Annotated in this window: 20 protein-coding genes; 14 read left to right on the top strand and 6 right to left on the bottom strand. The window is 60.7% G+C overall.

What is annotated here, in order from left to right; all coding sequences use genetic code 11:
- Positions 1-5: 5 nt before the first annotated feature.
- Positions 6-1,040, bottom strand: a complete 1,035-nt coding sequence (locus PTE30175_RS16030; protein WP_150698063.1) for a cyclic di-GMP-binding domain-containing protein, MshE-related — start codon at positions 1,038-1,040, stop codon at positions 6-8.
- 295 nt (positions 1,041-1,335) lie between these two features.
- Between PTE30175_RS16030 and PTE30175_RS29120 the strand changes: the two genes are divergently transcribed.
- Genes PTE30175_RS29120 through PTE30175_RS16045 form a run of 3 tightly spaced genes read left to right on the top strand, consistent with a single transcriptional unit; the run spans position 1,336 to position 5,367 of the window.
- Positions 1,336-3,393 carry a PepSY domain-containing protein gene (locus PTE30175_RS29120; protein WP_150698064.1) on the top strand — a complete coding sequence of 686 codons (2,058 nt, stop codon included), beginning with the start codon at positions 1,336-1,338 and terminating at the stop codon, positions 3,391-3,393.
- A 41-nt stretch (positions 3,394-3,434) separates the two neighbouring features.
- A complete protein-coding gene (locus PTE30175_RS16040; RefSeq protein WP_224788806.1) occupies positions 3,435-4,310 on the top strand; it encodes a hypothetical protein in 876 nt (291 codons plus the stop codon).
- A 28-nt stretch (positions 4,311-4,338) separates the two neighbouring features.
- Positions 4,339-5,367 carry an ABC transporter substrate-binding protein gene (locus PTE30175_RS16045; RefSeq protein ID WP_150698065.1) on the top strand — a complete coding sequence of 343 codons (1,029 nt, stop codon included), beginning with the start codon at positions 4,339-4,341 and terminating at the stop codon, positions 5,365-5,367.
- A 26-nt stretch (positions 5,368-5,393) separates the two neighbouring features.
- Here PTE30175_RS16045 and PTE30175_RS16050 read toward each other — a convergent pair whose 3' ends face one another.
- Positions 5,394-6,296, bottom strand: coding sequence for a LysR family transcriptional regulator (locus PTE30175_RS16050; RefSeq protein WP_150698066.1), 903 nt, complete (start codon positions 6,294-6,296; stop codon positions 5,394-5,396).
- A 99-nt stretch (positions 6,297-6,395) separates the two neighbouring features.
- On the opposite strand from PTE30175_RS16050, the gene PTE30175_RS16055 reads away from it, so the two are divergent.
- The 3 genes from PTE30175_RS16055 to PTE30175_RS16065 are packed head-to-tail and all read left to right on the top strand — an operon-like array spanning position 6,396 to position 9,412.
- Positions 6,396-7,700 carry a CitMHS family transporter gene (locus tag PTE30175_RS16055; protein WP_150698067.1) on the top strand — a complete coding sequence of 435 codons (1,305 nt, stop codon included), beginning with the start codon at positions 6,396-6,398 and terminating at the stop codon, positions 7,698-7,700.
- Positions 7,701-7,731: 31 nt separating this feature from the next.
- Positions 7,732-9,093, top strand: coding sequence for an acyclic terpene utilization AtuA family protein (locus PTE30175_RS16060; RefSeq protein ID WP_150698068.1), 1,362 nt, complete (start codon positions 7,732-7,734; stop codon positions 9,091-9,093).
- Between the two features lies 1 nt (position 9,094).
- Complete coding sequence (locus PTE30175_RS16065) at positions 9,095-9,412, top strand: AtuA-related protein (RefSeq protein ID WP_150698069.1); 318 nt, start codon at positions 9,095-9,097, stop codon at positions 9,410-9,412.
- Between the two features lie 22 nt (positions 9,413-9,434).
- Here the strand turns inward: PTE30175_RS16065 and PTE30175_RS16070 are convergent, their stop codons facing one another.
- The 3 genes from PTE30175_RS16070 to PTE30175_RS16080 form a co-directional block, all read right to left on the bottom strand.
- Positions 9,435-9,902 (bottom strand): nucleoside deaminase, encoded by a 468-nt coding sequence (locus PTE30175_RS16070; protein WP_150698070.1) that lies wholly within the window; start codon positions 9,900-9,902, stop codon positions 9,435-9,437.
- A gap of 276 nt (positions 9,903-10,178) precedes the next feature.
- Positions 10,179-10,667 (bottom strand): GlcG/HbpS family heme-binding protein, encoded by a 489-nt coding sequence (locus PTE30175_RS16075; RefSeq protein ID WP_150698071.1) that lies wholly within the window; start codon positions 10,665-10,667, stop codon positions 10,179-10,181.
- 274 nt (positions 10,668-10,941) lie between these two features.
- Positions 10,942-11,724 (bottom strand): IclR family transcriptional regulator, encoded by a 783-nt coding sequence (locus PTE30175_RS16080; RefSeq protein ID WP_150698072.1) that lies wholly within the window; start codon positions 11,722-11,724, stop codon positions 10,942-10,944.
- A 285-nt stretch (positions 11,725-12,009) separates the two neighbouring features.
- On the opposite strand from PTE30175_RS16080, the gene PTE30175_RS16085 reads away from it, so the two are divergent.
- From PTE30175_RS16085 to PTE30175_RS16105, 5 genes are all read left to right on the top strand, one after another.
- Positions 12,010-12,687 (top strand): 3-oxoacid CoA-transferase subunit A, encoded by a 678-nt coding sequence (locus tag PTE30175_RS16085; protein WP_150698073.1) that lies wholly within the window; start codon positions 12,010-12,012, stop codon positions 12,685-12,687.
- A 39-nt stretch (positions 12,688-12,726) separates the two neighbouring features.
- Positions 12,727-13,368 (top strand): CoA transferase subunit B, encoded by a 642-nt coding sequence (locus PTE30175_RS16090; RefSeq protein WP_150698074.1) that lies wholly within the window; start codon positions 12,727-12,729, stop codon positions 13,366-13,368.
- Positions 13,369-13,409: 41 nt separating this feature from the next.
- Complete coding sequence (pcaF, locus tag PTE30175_RS16095; protein WP_150698075.1) at positions 13,410-14,612, top strand: 3-oxoadipyl-CoA thiolase; 1,203 nt, start codon at positions 13,410-13,412, stop codon at positions 14,610-14,612.
- A gap of 225 nt (positions 14,613-14,837) precedes the next feature.
- Positions 14,838-15,170 carry a hypothetical protein gene (locus tag PTE30175_RS16100; protein WP_150698076.1) on the top strand — a complete coding sequence of 111 codons (333 nt, stop codon included), beginning with the start codon at positions 14,838-14,840 and terminating at the stop codon, positions 15,168-15,170.
- Positions 15,171-15,809: 639 nt separating this feature from the next.
- Positions 15,810-16,412 carry a hypothetical protein gene (locus tag PTE30175_RS16105; RefSeq protein WP_150698077.1) on the top strand — a complete coding sequence of 201 codons (603 nt, stop codon included), beginning with the start codon at positions 15,810-15,812 and terminating at the stop codon, positions 16,410-16,412.
- Here the strand turns inward: PTE30175_RS16105 and PTE30175_RS29245 are convergent.
- A complete protein-coding gene (locus tag PTE30175_RS29245; RefSeq protein ID WP_420819648.1) occupies positions 16,405-16,800 on the bottom strand; it encodes a type II toxin-antitoxin system ParD family antitoxin in 396 nt (131 codons plus the stop codon). The two genes, PTE30175_RS16105 and PTE30175_RS29245, sit on opposite strands and share 8 nt — an antisense overlap.
- 151 nt (positions 16,801-16,951) lie before the next feature.
- Here PTE30175_RS29245 and PTE30175_RS16115 point away from each other — a divergent pair, with 151 nt between their 5' ends.
- The 3 genes from PTE30175_RS16115 to PTE30175_RS16125 all read left to right on the top strand — a co-directional run bounded on the left by PTE30175_RS16115 (position 16,952) and on the right by PTE30175_RS16125 (position 20,803).
- Entirely contained in the window at positions 16,952-18,343 is a 1,392-nt protein-coding gene (locus PTE30175_RS16115) for an MFS transporter (RefSeq protein WP_150698078.1), read from the top strand.
- A gap of 71 nt (positions 18,344-18,414) precedes the next feature.
- A complete protein-coding gene (locus PTE30175_RS16120) occupies positions 18,415-19,398 on the top strand; it encodes a LysR family transcriptional regulator (protein WP_191629102.1) in 984 nt (327 codons plus the stop codon).
- Positions 19,391-20,803: an aspartate ammonia-lyase gene (locus PTE30175_RS16125; protein WP_150698080.1), complete on the top strand. Its 1,413-nt coding sequence runs from the start codon at positions 19,391-19,393 to the stop codon at positions 20,801-20,803. The genes PTE30175_RS16120 and PTE30175_RS16125 overlap by 8 nt, the downstream gene beginning before the upstream one ends.
- The last annotated feature ends 221 nt before the right edge of the window (positions 20,804-21,024 follow it).

Consider the following 21,024-nt stretch of genomic DNA (forward strand, 5'->3'; position numbering starts at 1 on the left):
AGGCCCTAACCAGCCCCGTCAGCCGGAGCGGCACTGAGGACGAGAGGCCATGCATAAGTGCCTGGCCGAACGCCCTTCGACAGGTAAAAGCGGTAACCCAATGTTAGCGTCTTGCGCACGCGCCCGGCTTCGCGCTGCGTGACGGTTCCGCCGTCAGCACCCAGCCTGGCCGAGCCATTCAGGCCCACGATGTCGACCGCGCTGAAGATGGGCAAAGCAGTGTCGAACGATAACGTAAAGCCTTGGCTGGTCAGCGCAGCGATATCGACGACAGACGCGGCAGGAATGTCGATGTAGCCCCGTTCCAGATCTGGCGATGTCACCGTGAGTTCCGGCATCTGCTTCTGGACATTCATCCGGACGCTCGGCAGCACCACTGCCGTGACGGCGAGGACATGCGTGGGCCCCTCGGCGAGCGCGGGCTCGATACCCGCGGCGCCCAATGATGAGAGCAAGAAGACCAGGGACGCCTTTATCAGACGACGTTGCAAACGGAGACTGCGCGAAACCTGCCCTGGATTGACATATCCTGCGTCCACCAGAACTTCGCCGAGTTTCTTGGGTGACGTTTTTTGGCGCGTAACGGCATCGTCCAGCTGTTGCCGGCTAATGCATCCTGCCGCGAGCAGCAGCTTTCCCAAGCGCAAAGGGCCATCATGGCCGACCTGACCCGCCTGAAAAGCGAGAATGGCATCCCGCTCCTCATTCGTTATCCATCCTTTTTGGGTCAGAAGATGCCCGAGTCTCTCTCCGGTTGCGCATTGCTCCGATAGTGCGTCGGCAAGCTGATCCGGCGTGATTTTCCCCCCAAGCACCAACAATTCGCCAAACCGTTCCCGCTCGCCCGCCGCCGCGTCAAACGCATTCGCGGTGTGCGTCGGCAGCCACTTTGCCAGCGCGCTTTCAATGTGCACTTCAGTGGTGCCCCAATCATTCATTTCACCGGGTACCGACAGGCCGCTGCGTTGCGGGCGCTGCGTCGACAGGTCAGGCAACGTCGATGCGGGCGAAAGCCCCACGCAGTTGGCGTCATGTCCCATCGCGCGAAATGTCCTCATTATAGAAACGCACTCGTCAGACGAAGATGGTTGAACCTTAGGGATGCGCAAGGCGTAACCGCAGGATATCACTGCCGTTAACGGCAGTGACATGTCGAACTTTAGCGGACTTGCATCGGGTGCTCGCGAACGCCGGGGGCAGCGTTCGCTGTTCGGCGCTTTTGCGCATCCTGTGCGATCAGCTCGGGATATACCCCAATAAAGGGCGCGAATTCAGTTTGCGTTCAGGTTGGGGTGCCAAAAATGGAGCGTCATCGGTTGCCACAACAATTACGCCATGAAGCCGACCCTTCGTACAGTCATTTTGCAGGCGCATCGCTGGACCGGTCTGACCGTCGGTTTGGTGGTTGTGCTGATGGCGTTGACCGGCGCTGCCATCGTGTTCCGTCCGAATCTGGAGCCTGTGCTTAATCGTGACCTGCTAACGGTGCCGGCTTGCACGGCACACGTGCCGCTCGATACGCTGGCCGCCAATGCTGCCGCGATGCGCCCGGCTGCCACGCTCGATTACGTCAGGATCATTGCGGCCCACGACAATGCTGTGCGCATGCCGGCTGCGATGGTTCGTTTCACCGATCAGCATTTCATTTACCTCAATCCTTGCACCGGCGCCGTGTTGGGAGAGCGCGCCCGTTACGGTGGCGTATTGGGTGTCATCGAGCAGGTGCATCGCTTCCGGTTCATGAAACACGGCAGCCTGATCACAGGCACCAGCGCGATCCTGTTCGGCGTGGTGCTCATCATTGGCGGGATTGCGCTATGGTGGCCTCGCACGTGGTATGGGTTGAAGCGCGCCGCCAAATTCACCTCTGGTGTCGGCGGCGTGGCGAACACCCGTCACGTGCACAAGACGGTCGGACTCTATGTGAGTCTGATCGTGCTGTCGTGCGTTCTCACCGGATTGCCGCAGGCTTTCGACTGGTACGCGCACGGTATCTATACGATCGCAGGGTCACCACAACCCGCCAAGCCTCCCAAGTCGACCGTGCCGGCCGGCGTCAGGCGCTTGCCGTTGGAGACGCTCTGGCAAACTGCCAAGTCACTCGTGCCGGCGCCACAAGACGCGTTGATGCATATTCCTCACAAGCCGCGCGACTCAGTGGAAATGTACCTCATTGACCATGATGCGCCGCATCCGAACGCGCGCACGATACTGTTCCTCGACGCATACACTGGCAAGATTCTGAGGTTCACGCCCTATGCCGATAGCAGTCCGGGGCACAAGGTGTATTTCTGGACGCTTTCATGGCATACCGGCGCAGTGGGCGGCATGTTCGGGCAACTGTTGTTGCTCCTGGGGGTGCTGGCTGTGCCCGTGCTTGCATACACAGGCATCAAGAGTTACGTGCGCCGGAGCACCCGGCCATCAGCGGCGGATGCGGGTCTGACGGTGCGCGTAGTCAGGAAATCCGGCGAAGGCGCGGGTATTTGCACGTTCGAGCTTGCCGAGCCGTCCGGAAAAGCGCTGCCGCCGTTCACCGCCGGGGCGCACATCGATGTGCAGGTCGGCCATGGGCTGTTGCGGCAATATTCCCTGTGCAACGACCCGCGGGAAACGCACCGCTATCTGATCGCAGTGTTGCGGGCGCCTCAGTCGCGCGGCGGTTCCATGACGTTGCACGATACGCTTGACGAAGGCGATCTCCTTGAGATCGGCGTGCCGAAGAATCACTTCCCGCTGGCGAGTTCAGCTCGGCGCTCCCTGCTGTTGGCGGGGGGAATCGGCGTGACGCCGATTATTTGCATGGCAGAGCGGCTGGCTTGTCTTGGTGCCGACTTCGAGATGCACTATTGCACGCGCTCGCGTGAACGTACGGCCTTCGCCGAACGCATTGCGCAAGCTGACTACGCAAACCGCGTGACGCATCACTTCAGCGACGGCCCTGCCGAGCAACGACTCGATCTCACAGCCGTGCTTGATGGCCAGCCACCGGGTACGCATCTCTATGTTTGTGGCCCGTCCGGCTTCATGGATACGGTAATCAGTACGGCGCTGCAACGAGGCTGGCCGGCGGCGCAATTGCATCGGGAGTATTTCGCATCGGCCTCACGCGAGCCGGCGCCGGCACGTGCTTTCGATGTCAAGCTCGCCAGCACCGGAAAGGTCTATCGGATTCCGGAGCACAAGACGATCGTCGCGTCGTTGGCCGAATGCGGTATCGAGATCCCGACATCGTGCGAGCAGGGCATTTGCGGCACCTGTGTCACTCGGGTCATCGAAGGCGATGTCGAGCACCTCGACAGCTTTTTGACCGCTGCCGAGCGTGAGAAAAACAACCAGCTCATGCCCTGTTGCTCGCGTGCGAACAGTGCGTTGCTGGTGCTTGATTTGTAGCGCCGCGACGAGATCAAATTCCGATCCGCTTCGACCGCGTGATGAGCGTTTTATTCAACCGGCTGGAAACGTGGGGTGCCAGGAGATGGCGCCGAAGAGCCAACGTTTATAGGCACATTCAAATGATGAGAATCAGACCGCTTCAACTATTCCGCTGGATGCTCGCGGTGTCTGCCGTGCTGATGGGCACGCAGGTTCACGGCGTGGCAAGTGCCGCCGAACCGCCCGCCGACGGATCGTTATCGCTGATCATCACTTATCACACAGCGCCAGCCAACCGGCCGGCGTTACACCGCGAACTGGCGCAGTCTGTTGTACGCGAGGTTCAGCGCTGGAAGCGTGACGGACGCATCAAGCGTTATCGTGTGTTGTTCAATCGATATGCCGACTCCGACAATTGGGATGCCATGGCACTGCTGACATTCGCGACTTCGAGCGATCTATATCGCTGGCGGACGATCGAGCAGACAACGCCTGCTGCCCTGTCCAGAAAGGGGCTGGCACTGACTACGGCAATTCATACCGCGCCGGTCGATCTGATTCGCACGGACAGCGCGGCAGACACATCGCAGAACGCCGTTTACGTCGTGATTCCATACAAGACGCTGGTCTCGCCGAGCGATTACGTGAACTATGCCGACGGTTATGTGATTCCCCAGTTCAAGGGATGGATGGAGGAGGGCGTGCTGTCTCGATACGCTCTGTACACCAGCAGTTTTCCGGCGGGGCGCCCTTGGACCGCGATGGTGATCCTCCAATACAAAGATGAGGCCGCGCTCAGTGCGCGCGATGCGGTGGTTGCGAAGGTGCGAGAGCGATTGAAGCACAACCCGGAGTGGAAGGCGATCAGCGACAGCAAAAAGAGCGTGCGCACGGAAGAACAAGTGGTGATTGCCGATCCTGTCGCAGTGAATTGACGTAAGACTGATCAACATTGGGTGCCCTATGAACAAGCTCGCTTTCGCGCTCTCATCGATTTTTCTACTGGCTGGCCATACGGTGGCCGCCGAGCTCGCGCCGACCCACGATGGTGCGGCATCGAACCGTATCGTGCTTCTGGTCGACGAAATCAAGGCAATACGTAACTTTCCTGTAGTGCTGGCCGAACGCCTCGGCTATCTGAACGACGGCAACGTGACCGTGACCGTGATGAACACCCGTGACGACATGCCGCATGCCGAGATGCTGATGGACGGGCGGGTCGACGCGGTGATGGCTTACTACCATCACAACGTCGTCAACCAGGCGCATCGCATGTCTACCGAGGCGATCGTCACGCTGGGGGTAACGCCGGGCGCCAAAGTCCTGGTGGCCGGCCAGGCAAAGGACAAATACAAGACCTTGGCCGATTTGAAAGGAAGCCGTTTTATCGCGGGTGGCGCGGGTTCTTCGAAGAGCACGGTGGCAAACGCGCTGATGCTTGAGGGCGGCAATCAAATCAGCGATTACACGCGATTGGGGACGGACGGAAAGGAGAGGAACGTTGACGCCATGCGCAACGGGGCAGCCGATTTCGTGGTCGCCCCCACGCCTGACGGGGATTTTTACGAGTCGAAAGGTGTCGCTACGGTGTTTGCCGACCTCACCACGGTCGAAGGCACGCGCAAGCAATTTGGCACGCTGTTTCCATCGAGCACGGTCTATATGTCAAGCGCGCGCGTAAAAGCCCATCCGGAGATCGCCCGGCATCTGGCGAATGCGTTTGTCCGCACCTTGCAGTACATCAATTCCCACACGCCGGAGCAGATCGAGGCCATCATTCCGCAGGAGATCACCGGCAAAGACCGTGCCGCTTATCTGAAGGTGCTCAAGGAGGAAATACCGATGTTTGCCACTGATGGCCGGATGCCGGCAGATGGCGCGGCCAAGGAGTGGCGTGTGCTGTCGGAGTTCAATCCTGCCTACAAGTCGGTGAAGGTCGACCAAACGTACACCAACACCTTCGTGGATGAGGCGCTCAGGAAGCTTCGCTAGCGCTTTTATCCGGTGCCGCTTGCCCCCTAAGCCTGCGGCGCCGGATCGATTTTCTGTTTCATCGCGGCGACAAATCGTTCCGTGACTTTCGGCAGCGTACGGCCGCGCCGTTTGATAAGCGCAATCGGACGTACAAACGCAGGATCATTGATCGGTCGGACAATGAGCCCGGGCTCTGCACGGACCTCCCGCGCGGTGCCAGGCAGAATGGTCACGCCGAGTCCGCCGCGTACCATCGCAACCGCCGTCATCATGTACATCGGCTCGCAAGCCACTTCGGGCGTACAGCGGGCGTCGGAGAAAGCCGCGTCGACGACAGCCCTCACGCTTGTGCCCTGGGCCGTCAGCACAAGCGGCACGCTGGCGAGGTCCGTCAGGCGGATGTGACGCATCCGCGCTAACGGATGTGCCTTCGGACATACGGCGACGAGCCGATCGACCCCGGTATGCAGGACATCGAATGCCGCGTCCGCCTGACCGCCTCCCGTCAATCCAATGTCCACTTCCTCGTTGCGGACCAGCTCATTGACCTGGCTCGCTACCACATCGCGGATATGGAAGCCGGCGCGAGGCACGTCCTTTCTCAGATCCTGAATCAGATCGGGCAGGAGACTCGCGGCGAATGTCGGCAGGCAAGCAATTCTCACGACGCCCCAGGAACCCTCTCCGAGGGCCCGGGCATCGATCAACACGTGCTCCATGTCATTGAGCGACTTCTGCAGGAGCGGCAACAGATCGCGGCCGGCGGGCGTCAACGCCACGTTGCGGCTGTCCCGGTCGAAGAGCCGCACGCCAACGATTTCCTCAAGCCGGCGAATCTGGACCGTCAAAGCAGGCTGGGACAAGTGCAGGCGCGCTGCCGCTCGCGTGAAGTTACCCGCGTGTGCGACGGCCACGAACGCCCGGATATCGCGAAGATTGAGATCCATTACGATTATTGATTGCTGCTATCAGATCATTTCAATTGCATTATCACTGGATCAAAATTACGCTGGTTTGCATGAGAAGACAAGAACGGAGACAAGCTTATGCTGCCATTTCTCGGGTTGGCCACCATCATCGTCCTGCTCGCGGCGATTCTGTCGAAACGCATGTCGCCGCTCGTGGCGCTGATCATTGTGCCCATTGCGGCCTCGTTGATCGGCGGCTTCGGGTTGCAGACCAGCAAGTTTGTGATTGACGGGCTCAAGAGCCTGGCGCCGGTCGTCGGCATGTTCGTATTCGCCATTCTCTATTTCGGCACGATTACGGATGCCGGTACCCTCGATCCCATCATTGACCGCATCCTGCGCGCCGTCGGCACGCGGCCGACGCGCATTGTCGTGGGCTCGACGCTGCTTGCGCTGTTGATCCACCTCGACGGTTCCGGCGCCGTATGCTTCCTCGTCACGATTCCCGCGATGCTGCCGCTCTACGATCGGCTGCAGATGGATCGCCGCGTGCTGGCCGCTGCCGTATCGATGGCGGCTGGCATCAACTTCCTTCCCTGGACCGGGCCGATGATTCGGGCATCCGCGTCGCTGCATCTGCCGGTCTCCACGCTTTTCAACCCGCTGATTCCGGTGCAGCTCACCGGTCTCATATTCGTGTTCGGCACGGCATACTGGCTCGGCCGGCGCGAGGAAATACGCCTGGGCCTGACGGGCGGCGCAGGCGACATTCCCATGCCGAAGCGTGAATTGACGGCCGAGGAACAGGCCCTGCGCCGCCCGAAGCACTTCTGGTTCAACATCGTCCTGACGCTGATCGTCCTCGGCACCATGGTCGTGATGGGTGAGAAGGTGCCTCCGGCGCTGATGTTCATGGTCGGGCTGTGCATTGCGCTGATGGTGAACTATCCGAACGTGGAAATGCAGCGCAAGCGCATCGATGCCCATGCGCGTGCTGCGCTGATGATGGCCGGCATCCTGCTCGCTGCCGGCGTGTTTACGGGGGTGATGCAGGGCAGCGGGATGCTCAAGGCGATGGCGCAGGCGGCGGTCGGCTTCGTGCCACCGGCGATGGCCGCGCACATTCCGGCGGCGCTGGGCCTCGTCTCGATGCCGCTCAGCATGCTGTTCGATCCTGACTCGTTTTATTTTGGCGTGCTGCCCGTGGTCGCCGAGGTGGCGGGGCAGTTAGGTGTGCCGGCTGTGCAGGTGGGCCAGGCTGCACTACTCGGGCAGATGACCACAGGCTTCCCGGTGAGTCCCCTTACGCCCGCGACGTTCCTGGTCGTAGGGCTGTGTGGCATCGACCTTGCCGATCATCAGAAATTTACATTTCCGCTCTTGTTCGGCGCTTCGATCATCATGACGGTCGCATGCGTTGTGCTTGGCGTCTTTCCATTGTGAGTTTGCGCATGATTGCGCGGGAGCGACAGACATGACGACAACTCAGGGCACGCGCCGCGTGGTGCGCCTCGGTGCGGGCGCGGGCTACTCCGGCGACCGCATCGAGCCGGCCGTCGAACTGGCGGCGCACGGCGCGCTCGACTATCTCGTGTTCGAATGCCTGGCCGAGCGGACGATCGCGATTGCCCAGCAGGCGCGACGTGCCAATCCCGATCTTGGCTACGACCCGCTGCTGGACGCGCGCATGCGCGCGGTGCTGCCCATCGCGGTGGCGGGGGGCGTGCGCATCATTTCAAACATGGGCGCGGCCAATCCGTTGGCTGCCGCGACAAAGACCGCGCAGATTGCGCGCGAGCTCGGGCTCGGCGGGCTGAAGATCGCGGCTGTGACCGGCGACGACGTGCTCGACGTGGTGATGCACGGCGACTTCCGCTTCGAGGAATCGGGCGAGCGCGTTTCGGCATACGCGGGCCGTCTTGTGTCGGCCAACGCCTACTTGGGCGCGGCACCCATCGTCGCCGCGCTGGCGGCGGGCGCCGACATCGTGCTGACGGGGCGTGTCGCCGATCCGTCGCTTTTCACCGCGCCGCTGATTCACGAGTTCGGCTGGGACATGGACGATTGGGCGGCACTGGGGCAGGCGACCGTCGTAGGACACCTGCTGGAATGCGCAGGACAGGTGACAGGCGGCTATTTCGCCGATCCCGGCTTCAAGGACGTGTCCGATCTCGCGCGTCTCGGCTTTCCGATAGGAGAGGTCAGCGCCGACGGTTCCGTCGTTATCACGAAAGTGCCCCAGGCTGGCGGCCGCGTGACCGAGGCGACGTGCAAGGAACAGCTTATCTACGAGATCCACGATCCCCGACGGTATCTGCAGCCCGATGTGGTTGCGGACTTCACGCAAGTCAGCGTGCATGAGGAAGCGCCGGATCGTGTGCGGGTCACGGGAGGCCGCGGCACGGCCCGTACGGACACGCTGAAGGTAACGGTCGCATACACCGACGGCTATATCGGCGAGGGCCAGATTTCGTACGGCGGGCCGGGCGCAGTCGCACGCGCGCGGCTCGCGCTGGACATCGTGCGCGAAAGGCTCCGACTGACGGGCGTAGAGACGAGCGAACTGCGCTTCGATCTGATCGGCGTGAGTTCGCTCTATGGCGAAATGATCGCTGCGGGTACACCTGAGCCGTGCGAAGTGCGCGTGCGCGTGGCTGGACGCACCTTGTCGGCTGCGCAGGCCGCCCGGATTGGCAATGAAGTCGAGGCGCTCTATACGAACGGTCCGTCCGGCGGTGGCGGTGCGACAAAGGCGGTACGCGAGGTCCTTGCAGTGCAGTCAGTCCTGTTGCCGAGGGCGGAGACGAAGCCTGCGTTCCAGTTCGTGGAGGTATGAGATGAAATTGAGAGACCTGGCACATGCGCGAACCGGCGACAAAGGCAACACGCTCAATGTGTCCGTTATTTGCTACGACGCGCGCGATTACGAACGCCTGCGTCGTGCGTTGTCGGTAGAACGTGTGAAAGCGCATTTGAGTGACGTTGTCCGGGGCGACGTCGTGCGGTATGAGCTCCCAAAACTTGCTGCGTTCAACTTCGTTCTGGGGCAAGCACTCGGTGGCGGCGTGACGCGCTCCCTCGCCCTCGATGCACATGGCAAGTCCCTGAGTTCGGCATTGCTGAGCCTGGAGATCCCCGACGCGGGTGAGCGATGAGGGGCGAGTGACGGGGCACCGCTCACTTGCCCTGCTGCGCGTTCCAGGCCTCGTACAGATCCTGGCCCTGGTCGCGGGCTCGCACGTAGGTCAACTTCATCTCCCGCTGCTCAAGTGGTTTGGCCAGCTCCACATAGCCACGTTCCGCAGATAGATCAAAGGGCGCGCCGTCTTCGTTGGAGTACGCGTAGTAGACCTGGCTCACGCCTGCCAGGTACATCGCGGACAAGCACATTGAACAAGGGTATCCGCTGGCGTAGACCGTGCTTCCGCTCAAGTCGGTAGTCCCCAGGGACTTGCTGGCAGCGCGCACCGCCTGCATTTCCGCATGCGCGCTGGGGTCGCAGGTTGCGTCAACCTCGTTTACCGAGCGGGCCAGGACCTTGCCGTCCTTTACGAGCACGGCGCCGAAGGGCCAGGTCTTGCGTTCGCGCACGTTTTCCATCGCAAGCCGGATGGAATCTACCAGGTAGGTTTCAGTGCTTGACATATAGTCTCTCCAGAACGGCTGTTGCCAAGCCGATGTTGTCGCAAACATTGCGATGCTGACGGCGCACCGAGTCGCGTTTTCGTTAGGATAGATGACCATATCCCAGGAGAACAGGCTCACATAGCTGTGAGCTGTTATAGGGCAAATAACAAATGTCGGATCAGGGCGGCTTGTCGGGGCTGCAGCGGACGAACCGGGCAGTTGGCAGGCCTCGGTCCCAGGCCATGCCTCGTGCCGGAGAACGCCTCCGGCACGGAGCTTGTGAGGCGCAGCGGCTTATTTCAGCCTGGACTGAACCTTCTCAATGGCTTTTGCCGCGCATGCCTCGTCGAGGTTGCCACTGGGTGTACCGCCGACGCCGACCGCACCGATCACCTCATCTCCCACTTTGATGGGAACGCCCCCGCCGAGTATCAGGAAGCCGTCGACTGCGGTGAGTTGGGCCGATGCCGGATTCTTCTGGATATTCTCGACGATCCGGCTGGTGGGATTGCGGGTGGAAGCAGAGGTATAGGCCTTTCGGCGCGCGGAATCGACGGTATGCGGTCCGGCATTGTCTGCGCGCATAAGCGCACGCAATACGCCCGACCGGTCCACGACGGCAGCCGTAACGTTGTAATGATCCGCAGCACAGATATGGACTGCCTGCTGCGCGATTTCGACTGCAGCTTCGAGTGAGACATTCTTCTCCTGAAGCAACTGCGCCGAGGCCGCAGTGGAAAGTGAGGCTGCGGCAATCAAAGGAAGGGCAGAGCGGATGATCATGCGGACTCCTGGGATGAGTGACCGAAGCGCTGACCAACGAAGGTTGGCGAGCCAGGGAGGGTGTCTCTCCACTTGCGGGCTGTGCTCGTCCTACGCGGAAAATGTGCGTGGACGGCGGGGAATAAACCGCCTGCCGGTAATGCGGGTGCCGGCTGTCCAGCGACTTGCGGACCGAATGTGGAGATCAACCGGTGATCATGATAGAGGTGGACTCGCACTCAATACAATGAAATTGTGCGATTGAGGCGGCGCGACCGCTATTGCCCGCACTCATCTACACGACCAGACTCGATATACGGTCAGCCGTACGCCGAAGCGGTTCAAGGAAGGACTTTTCCATCTGTGCGGGCGACGTCCGGTTGGCCTGGCCGCTGATGTTCATGGCCGCGACGACGTGACCCGCACGATTGCGGATGGGGACCGCCAGCGAGATCAAGCCCTCTTCCAGTTCCTGATCGACTAACGCCCACCCCTGTTGCCGCGCTTTCATGACGCTCGATTTGAGTTGCTCCCGATCACGCACTGTCTTCGCAGTGTAGTGATGAAGATCGGCGCGGCCGACGGCCTCGTCGAGCTCGCGGTCGGACAACGCCGCCAACATCACGCGGCCCATCGACGTACACCACGCCGGCAGGCGGCTGCCGATGGACAGGTTGATCGACATCACCTTACGCACGGGTACCCGCAGTACGTAGACGATGTCGTCGCCGTCGAGCACCGATGCCGAGCAGCTTTCCTGCACCTCCTGTACGAGTGCCTCCATGAACGGCTCGGCCAGATTCCATAGCGGCATCGATGTCAGGTAGGAAAAGCCGAGGTCCAGGATCTTGGGCGTGAGGCGGAACAGCCGGCCGTCACTGCGCACATAACCCAATGTCTGCAGCGTGAGGAGGATGCGGCGGGCGCCGGCACGCGTGAGCCCGGACGCCTGTGCGACTTCTGTCAGCGTTTGGGCAGGGTGCTCGGCGTTGAAAGCCTTCACGACGGCCAGGCCTCGCGCGAAGGATTGCACGTACGAGTCGCTGGACTTCTTCTCTGCGCTATCGGATGAGGTCATGTCGTCTATGAATCGGGCCGGTTGAGGCTTGCACGCGCTCCCGGCGCAAACGCCAAGGGTAATGGATTTGCGCCGCGTCAGCTACCTGAAGACCGCGCTGTCCACCGAAGTCCCTTGACAGGGCGCATCGACATTCCTATCCTATGTTCATGTAGCGAATTCATGTTCGCACAGCGAACGTCGAGGGTAACAAGAAAGGCGTCCCGTTCGGCGGCATGGGCGATGGGGTTGATGATTTGCAGTGAGTGCACCCCATAAGGGGGGGCGCAGGCACCGGGAGGTTGTGTGATCAACAAGATTTACGATTCGCTGGCGGCGTCGGTCGCCGACATCCGTGATGGCGCGACCATCATGATCGGCGGCTTCGGCAACGCCGGCATGCCGTCGGACCTGATCGACGCGCTGATCGCGCAGGGCGCACGCGACCTGACGATCGTCAACAACAACGCGGGCAACGGCGAGACCGGACTCGCTGCGCTACTGGGGACCCGCCGGGTGCGCAAGATCATCTGCTCGTTTCCGCGCCAGACCGATTCCCAGGTATTCGACGGCTTGTACCGCGCCGGGGAGATCGAGCTCGAACTGGTGCCTCAAGGCAATCTTGCCGAGCGCATTCGCGCCGCGGGGGCAGGCGTCGGCGGCTTCTTCACGCCGACCGGCTACGGCACGCCGCTGGCCGAGGGCAAGGAAACGCGCGTGATCGACGGCAAGCCGTACGTGTTCGAGACCCCGATCCATGCCGATTTCGCGCTCATCAAGGCGCTCAAAGGCGACCGCTGGGGCAACCTCGTGTACCGCAAGACGGCGCGCAATTTCGGCCCGATCATGGCGAGCGCGGCGAAATGCGCCATCGCACAGGTCAGCGAGATCGTCGATCTGGGTGAACTCGATCCCGAGGCCGTCGTCACACCGGGGATCTTCGTGCAGCGTATCGTCGCGACCCCGTCGCATCCGGCTGCCTGAGCGCGCATCAGCACGCCCCACGCTCTTACTGGAATTGCCATGCAACGACTCACCAGAGACCAGATAGCCGCCCGTGTCGCGGCCGACATTCCCGACGGCGCCTACGTCAACCTCGGCATCGGCCTGCCGACGGCCGTCGCCAACCACCTGCCTCAGGACCGCGAAATCATCCTGCAAAGCGAGAACGGCGTGATCGGCATGGGCCCGGCACCGGCGCCTGGCGAGGAGGACGAGGACCTCATCAACGCCGGCAAGCAGCCCGTCACGCTCAAGCCCGGCGGCGCGTACTTCCATCATGCCGACTCGTTCGCGATGATGCGCGGCGGTCATCTCGACTACTGCGTGCTCGGGGCGTTCCAGGTATCGGTGCGCGGCGACCTCGCCAACTGGCACACGGGGGCGCCCGACGCGATCCCCGCCGTGGGCGGCGCGATGGACCTCGCCACCGGCGCGAAGCAGGTCTTCGTGATGATGGAGCACCTGACCAAGCAGGGTCAGAGCAAGATCGTCGAGGCCTGCACCTATCCGTTGACCGGCGTCGGCTGCGTCACGCGCATCTACACCGATCTTGCCGTGCTCGACGTGACGCCCGACGGCCTGCGTGTGCGCGACATCGTCGACGGGCTCGATTTCGACGAACTGCAGCGGCTTACCGGCGTGCCGATGCTGCCGGCGGCCTGAACGCTACCGGCCAGGTTTTGCCCATTGGAGATAGATCTACGATGTTTGAAGCATTCATTTGCGATGCCATCCGAACCCCCATCGGCCGCTACGGCGGCAGCCTGTCCACCGTGCGTGCCGACGATCTCGGCGCGATCCCGCTGGGGGCGCTGATGGCGCGAAATCGGGACGTCGACTGGAGCGCCGTCTCGGATGTGATCTTCGGCTGCGCCAACCAGGCCGGCGAAGACAATCGGAACGTGGCGCGCATGTCGGCGCTGCTGGCGGGCTTGCCGGAAAGCGTGCCGGGCTCCACCGTCAATCGCCTGTGCGGCTCGGGAATGGACGCCACGGGTAGTGCTGCACGCGCCATCAAGGCAGGCGAGGCCGGCCTGATGATCGCAGGCGGCGTCGAGAGCATGAGCCGCGCGCCGTTCGTGATGGGTAAAGCGACCGCCGCATTTGCCCGTCAGGCCGAGATCTTTGATACCACAATCGGCTGGCGTTTCGTCAATCCGCTAATGAAGGCGCAATACGGCGTTGACGCGATGCCGGAGACGGCAGAGAACGTGGCGGTGGAATTCAACGTCAGCCGGGAGGATCAGGACCGGTTCGCGCTGCGCAGCCAGGACAAGGCGAGCCGTGCGCAAGCCGATGGCACGCTGGCGCAGGAAATCACTGCCGTCACGATTGCGCAGAAAAAGGGCGATCCGATCGTCGTCGAGCGGGATGAGCATCCGCGCGCCACGAGCCTTGAGGCGCTCGCCAGGCTCAAGGGCGTGGTGCGGCCCGCCGGCAGCGTCACTGCCGGCAACGCCTCGGGCGTCAACGATGGCGCCTGCGCGCTGCTGCTGGCCGACGAAGCGCATGCGAAGCGGTTCGGTCTGACGCCAAAGGCGCGTATTCTCGGCATGGCGACGGCAGGCGTCGCGCCACGCATCATGGGCATCGGCCCGGCGCCGGCGACGCGCAAGCTGCTTGCCCAACTGAACATGACGCTCGACCAGTTCGACGTGATCGAGCTCAACGAGGCATTCGCAAGCCAGGGGCTGGCGGTGCTGCGGCAGCTGGGCGTGGCGGACGACGATCCGCGTGTGAACCCAAATGGCGGCGCAATAGCGCTCGGCCATCCGCTCGGCATGAGCGGCGCGCGACTTGTGACAACGGCAATGTATCAACTGCATCGCACTGGCGGTCGTTTCGCGCTATGCACGATGTGCATCGGCGTGGGTCAGGGCATTGCCCTCGCGATCGAAAGGGTGTGAGCTGTTGCCGGGCGCTTCTGCGCGGTCCAACGAGATCCTGCTCAAGCCATGCATATGTGGCATACCGAATGGCATACCGAAACGCATCTTCAGTCGAATGTGTGGGACTACGCGCCGCCACCTCGCGGTGAATGGCGCGACGTTGCTGTTTTGCGTCAACGCATTGGGTGCTCGGGCGTTTATTTGCATAAGGCGCTATGCCTTACATTCGAGGAGGGTATCGTAATGAACAAGCTTCTTGCGGCAACGATAGCAGCATTACTTTGCGCCGGTACGGCCTTCGCCCAGACGGCGGCGCCGGCGCCCGGTGCCCAGCCGGCCGTTTCGGCCGCGGCTCAAGCGGGAGCGTCCAACTGCGAGGCGCAAGCCGTTGGCAAGAACGGAAAGCCGTTGGCCGGGGCTGCCAAGGCGGCATTCATGAAAAAGTGCGAGAGCGGCAATGGCGCTTCCGCCTCAGCGGCCTGCGATGCGAAAGCGGTTGGCAAGAATGGTAAGCCGCTCGCCGGTGCGGCAAAGACCGCATTCATGAAGAAATGTGAGGCCGATGCGGCGAAGTAATCCGACGCTCATCAAAAAGAGCCGGCGCGATGCCGGCTCTTCTAATTTGGCGCGCCGCAACGATTCACGACGCAAACGTTTGTGACGTCAATTCGGATATCGCAACGGCGGCGTGAGGCTGGCAAATGCCTTGGTTCCGGCAGCAGTCCACGGACGTTTCACTTAAAAATCTCAGAATACTGTCCGAAAAAGCGCGGCCAACGCTCATGTAAGTAAATGTTAACAGGCTGGACGCTGCGTGGCCCGAGCTTTTATGATCGGTTCACCCCTTTTGGCTCGGGCGCCTATACCGCGGTAATACAGCGTCGCGCCCACACCGCCATCCGGCGTCTGCCTGTGCGTGCAGATGCCCAGGCAGCTCCCCTCCATCTTCGGCAACTTACCTGCAGACCGATGCTTGGGGAACCTTTGTTTGCGAATTTTCCAATTCGACCGCGCATGGCTCGGCATTCTTCTGCCGATAGAAGCAGTGCCCGTGTCGTGCACAACCCTGTTATTGCGCACCACACCATTCTCACATTGTCAGTGGTGAGAACTATCGACAACGTTCTTTATAACTAACCTTGTAGGGGGTCTTCGTCGATTAATTTTATTAATCGATCCAAAGCCATAAAGGCTGCTTTTTCGGAGGAAATTTCGATGGAATTTGTACGACTTGGTATTGTTTATTTTCACCTGATAGCGTGTTGCGTTGCTGTTGGACTGGTGCTGACCAGTGATTTAAGGATGATCAGGCAACTCTGGACCGGAGACTACGGGAATCAGCATGATGCTGACGAACTCACCGGTCTTCAGTCTACGATTTCAAAAGCCTTGATTGTTTTGTGGATCACAGGCGCCGCGATTATCTGGATTGACGTCGCTGCCAAGAGTTTCACGTACTTCAACAATCCAAAGATTCAGGCCAAGATCGGAATGGTTGTGCTGTTGACGCTGAATGGCGTGGCACTGCATTCTGTCGTGATGCCGGCATTGAAGCGCGTCGGTTCGTTGCTCCGGTTGACGTTCAGTGCGCGCATGTTGGCGATCTTTTCTGGCGCGATCTCTGCCGTATCCTGGTTTTATGCCGCGTTGCTGGGCGTAGGCCGGCCGCTGGCGTGGAAATACTCATTGGTTCAATTGCTGGCAGCCTATCCTTTCCTCGTCGCAGCTGGATTTATCATGATGGCAGCGCTGACTGCCCGGGCGAAGATCCGTGACGGCGGTGTAGGATTCGAGCGCAGCCTGCAGTCATTTAACTAAGTCGTTTTAGTGCACACAGGCAGAGCGCTCCGCCGAGGGCTCTGCCTGGCTCTGTCAAGTTGAGCCTCACGGTCTGTATAAGTCTCACGCCTTCGCGCAAAACTTCGCTTTTCGAGCCGTAACGGCCTGATTCAACCAGTTTTGTGACGTAGGTCTCAAGTTGCTGCCCAAGGTCGGCACTAATCATCGCTCTCTCCTCAATGTGCCCATGATGTGGCCATCCCATGTTTGCCACAGCCGGGAACACCCGGAAGGCCGAGCGCATTTGTGCCCATCTCGCCGCAAGCACCTCCGCTCGCCCTGCCGCCCCCCGACAAATACAAGAATACGGACGCGGGGGGCCGACACGCCGACGTCGTTCATCCCCGAATCGCGTGAGGTTGTGCATTCAACTTCAGCCGCCACGTGACATAGTATTAGATTCATTAATACTGTCATTGGATATGCTGCTTTCTTGAAGTTGACGCTCTACACTGGTTTTTAAGGCAGCGGAGACGCGCCGGGTGTGATAACCAGAGTGACAGGAGACGAAAGTGAGTATGCAGATATTGTTGGAGGACCTTCCTCTGCGCCGCTTCCATTTGCGGGTGGCATTCAGTGGGACGGGCGGGCAGTTCAGCGACGGTTTCGTACTAGGAATCATCGGTATTGCCGTTAGCATGGCTGCCGGCCCACTTCATTTGAACGCGCTCTGGATGGGCTTGCTTGGTGCGGCATCGCTCGCGGGCCTTTTTTTCGGAAGTATGTTCGCCGGTCCGATTGCTGACAGATACGGCAGACGTACCATCTTCGCCTTCGACATGTTGCTGTTCGCGGTCATCTCGGCCGCACAATATTTCGTGAATTCTCCGACACAACTATTGGTCCTGCGCGTGCTGTTGGGATTGATTCTTGGTGCCGACTACGTAGTAAGCAAGTCACTCGTAACAGAGTTTTCGCCGCGTCGATACCGTGGGCGTCTGCTCAGCGTGCTTGCCGCCGCGTGGGCCGCAGGCTATGTCGGCGCCTACCTCGTGGGGTTTGCCATCCATGACATCGGTCCCGACGCATGGCGCCTCATGCTTGCCGCAAGCGGTGTGCCAGCACTACTCATCCTCCCATTCCGAATCGGCGTGCCGGAATCACCGATGTGGTTGATGAAGCGCGGGCGGGGTGATGAGGCACTCTCGATCATGCGTCGCAAATTTGGCCCGGAGGTCATCCTGTCTGCACCGGCCGCAGGGCCTCAGCAACGTCGCGGAACGTGGCCGGAACTGCTCTCGCCACGCTGGCGCAAGAACACACTGGTAGGCTGTGTGTTCTATACGTGTCAGGTCATCCCATATTTTGCACTGGGTACGTTTTCCCCGAAGGTGCTGCAGGCCTTGCAGGTCAAAGATAACTTTGTTGGCGGTCTCGTCTACAACGTGCTGCTCTTTGCCGGAGCCATCGTCGGTCTTCTGATCATCGACAGACTGTCGCGCCGCGCATTCCTGATCGGAACGTTTTACCTTGCGGCGCTAGGGCTCGCCGTGCTTGCTTATGCGGGGTTCGGTCCGATAGGCACCATGATTGCGTTCGGCCTCTTCGCCTGTATCCTTTCCGCCGCCGCCAACCTCGAGTTTGTGTATCCGCCCGAGCTCTTCCCGACTCACCTGCGTGCATCCGGCGTGGGGCTGGCTGTTGCCTCGAGTCGGTTTGGTTCGGCAATAAGCACGTTCCTTCTGCCTTTGGCTGTGCAACACGTTGGCATTCACACGGCACTCGGGGTGTGCGTCGGAGTATTGGTGTTCGGTGGCGTCTTCTGCCATGCGCTCGCGCCGGAGACAGGTAGCGAAAACCTTTCGGACATGAAGTCCGTTCAAAGTGGCGAACGCGAGTCTGAAGCCGAAGGCGAACATGGCGCCACGCTCGCCCCTTCGTCACACGGAAACAGGAACGCCGACATCTGAAGCTCCGACGCGACGTTCAGTCTGGCGTAGTCTGCGGCATTATGTACTGACAACGATTGCAAAGGCCCATTATGTCGTCAAACAAGCCAGTCGATATGCACGCGGTACAGGTCTTCGTTGCCGTCGCCGAAGAAGGCAGCATGTCGGGGGCCGCGGCGCGGATGGGCATTTCTCAATCGGGTGTCTCGCAGATCGTCCGACAGTTGGAAGACGAACTGGGTGTAGTGCTCGTCAATCGAACCACCCGTCCTCTGGCGCTGACGCCGTTCGGCATAGCGTTGAGAAACCGCGGGGCGATATTGAGCGAGGAAATCGCAAATCTGAAAGCCCAGGTCGTCGAAGCGGGGCGAGGAATCAAGCCGGACCTCCGCGTCGGACTGGTCGACTCGTTTGCTGCTACGTGCGGATCGGTCTTTACAAAACGGCTTTTGGGCAAAGTCTCACAACTGTCGATACGGACGGGACTGAGTCCTCAACAGGGCGAGGCGTTGCTGCGCCGCGATCTTGATCTCATCGTTACGAGCGACGCGCTGATGGACGCCAATGACGTGGTGCGGTACCGGCTCTTTTCCGAGACGTACCTCGTCATTACGCCAAGGGATATGCACAAGTCTGTCCGGACTGTCGACGACATTCGAGCTTTGGCAAACGCTCTTCCAATCGTGCGCTTTAACCGGAAATCGCAGGTTGGTATGCAGATCGAGCGCTATTTGCGGCGGATCGAGGTGCGTATGCCAAACCGGCTGGAACTCGACAATGCCGATGCCCTGACCTCGATGGTTGCCGAAGGCATCGGATGGGCTGTGACGTCGCCGATGTGTCTGCTCCAAGGCGCAGCTTACGCAGGTCAGGTTGCCACACATGTGGTCGACAAGTTGGGACTGGAGCGGTCGCTTTATCTCGTGGCGCGTCGTGACGAGTACAGCGCGTTCTTTGAAGATGCGTGCGACACAGCGCGCGAAGTTATTGAAACGTCCTTCTTGCCGAGGCTGAAAGCGTTAGGTCGGGACATTGAGCAACTGATTATTGTTGGTGACAGGAATTCACATGAATAAGCTTACTCACGCCGAAACACGCACGGAACGTGACTACGTTGGTGAAGTCGCAATTCCCGGCGACAAATTGTATGGCGTCAACACGGTGAGGGGGGTAGACAATCTCACCGTGTCCCCGCTCAGCATCGCACACTATCCGGAGTTCCGGGTGGCATTTGCACAATGCAAATGGGCTGCCGCGTTAGCGAATCGCGATAACGACGTGGTGAATGCGCGGCAGTGTGATGCGATCGTACGCGCGTGTCGGGAAGTCATCGAAGGGCAGTTTGATGATTCGCTCGTTGTCGATCTTCTGGAGGGGTCAGGCGGAACGTCGACGAACATGAATTTCAATGAGGTCATCGCAAATCGGGCGCAGCAGCATCTGGGGCATGCACCCGGGTCATATGACGTGATTCACCCCAACGACCACGTCAACCGTTCGCAGTCCACGAATGACGTTTACCCGGCTGCGCTGAAGATCGCGACGCACGCGATGCTCGGACCACTGATCACGGAAGTAGAAAAACTGGCTGCGCAATTCGACAGCAAGGCCATGGAGTTCGCCGACGTCCTTCACCTTGGTCGCACGTGTCTGCAGGATGCACAGCCGATGCGCCTCGGGCAACTTTTTGGCGGCTACGCGTCGCTTACCCAACGTCTTGCGGAGGAACTCGCGGCTGCACGCGACAAGCTTCGCACGCTCCCGCTTGGCGGCACGGCGATCGGCACCGGCTTCGGCGCACCCGCAGGATATCGGCGGGCCGTCTATCGGCACCTCTCAAGTATCGCCGGCGTGGAATACATGCCGCCGTCGAACTCATTCGACGCGATGCAGAATATGGATGTGTTCTCGCGCGTTTCGGGCGAACTTCGTACTTGCGCGGCGTCTATCGCGAAGATAGCGTCGGACCTGACAGTGCTGTCATCCGGCCCGGTGGGTGGACTGGGGGAGCTGCGTCTTCCTGAAGCGCAAGCCGGCTCGTCGATCATGCCGGGCAAGGTCAATCCCGTCCTGCCGATGGCCATCATCCAGTTGAGTTTCGCTGTCATCGGCAATGACGTCGCGGTGGCGCAGGCCGTCCAGTACGGCGAACTGGAGATCAACCACTTTGAGCCCGTGGTGGCGTCCCGAGTGTTCGACAGTATCACGCTGCTTACCAACGGCATCCGACGGTTCTCGCAGAAGTGTGTTGCCGGTATCAGCGCCGATGTCGCACGCAATGAGCAACACTTGATGGATTCGATGGCGGTCGCCACCGCGCTCGTACCCGAACTTGGATATGCTCGCGTGAGCAAACTGGCACGGCAGTCGGTTGCGGAAGGTCGTCCGCTGCTGACTATTCTGGATGATTCCGGCCTGCTTCCCCGGGACGAAACTTTGTCGGCAATCGACAAGGCATCGCATCCGGTATTCAATGCGTAAAAGGCATTAGTCGACGATACTGGCCGGCCGGAAGCTTTTTCGGCCGTTGCGAGAACATTGAGCAGCAAGCGTCTTTCGTTCGCGTCCGCCGAGCTTCGCATTGGTCGTTGAACGCAATGCCACGGGCGGCCGGGCGTTACTCCGGCTGCTATGTCCGCGCCACTGTGTCGGGCGATTTTTCCGACCGTACGCTGGCGAGTGATGCGCACCTTTACACCTGC

It is taken from the genome of Pandoraea terrae (assembly GCF_902459695.1).
GTDB classification, from domain to species: domain Bacteria; phylum Pseudomonadota; class Gammaproteobacteria; order Burkholderiales; family Burkholderiaceae; genus Pandoraea; species Pandoraea terrae.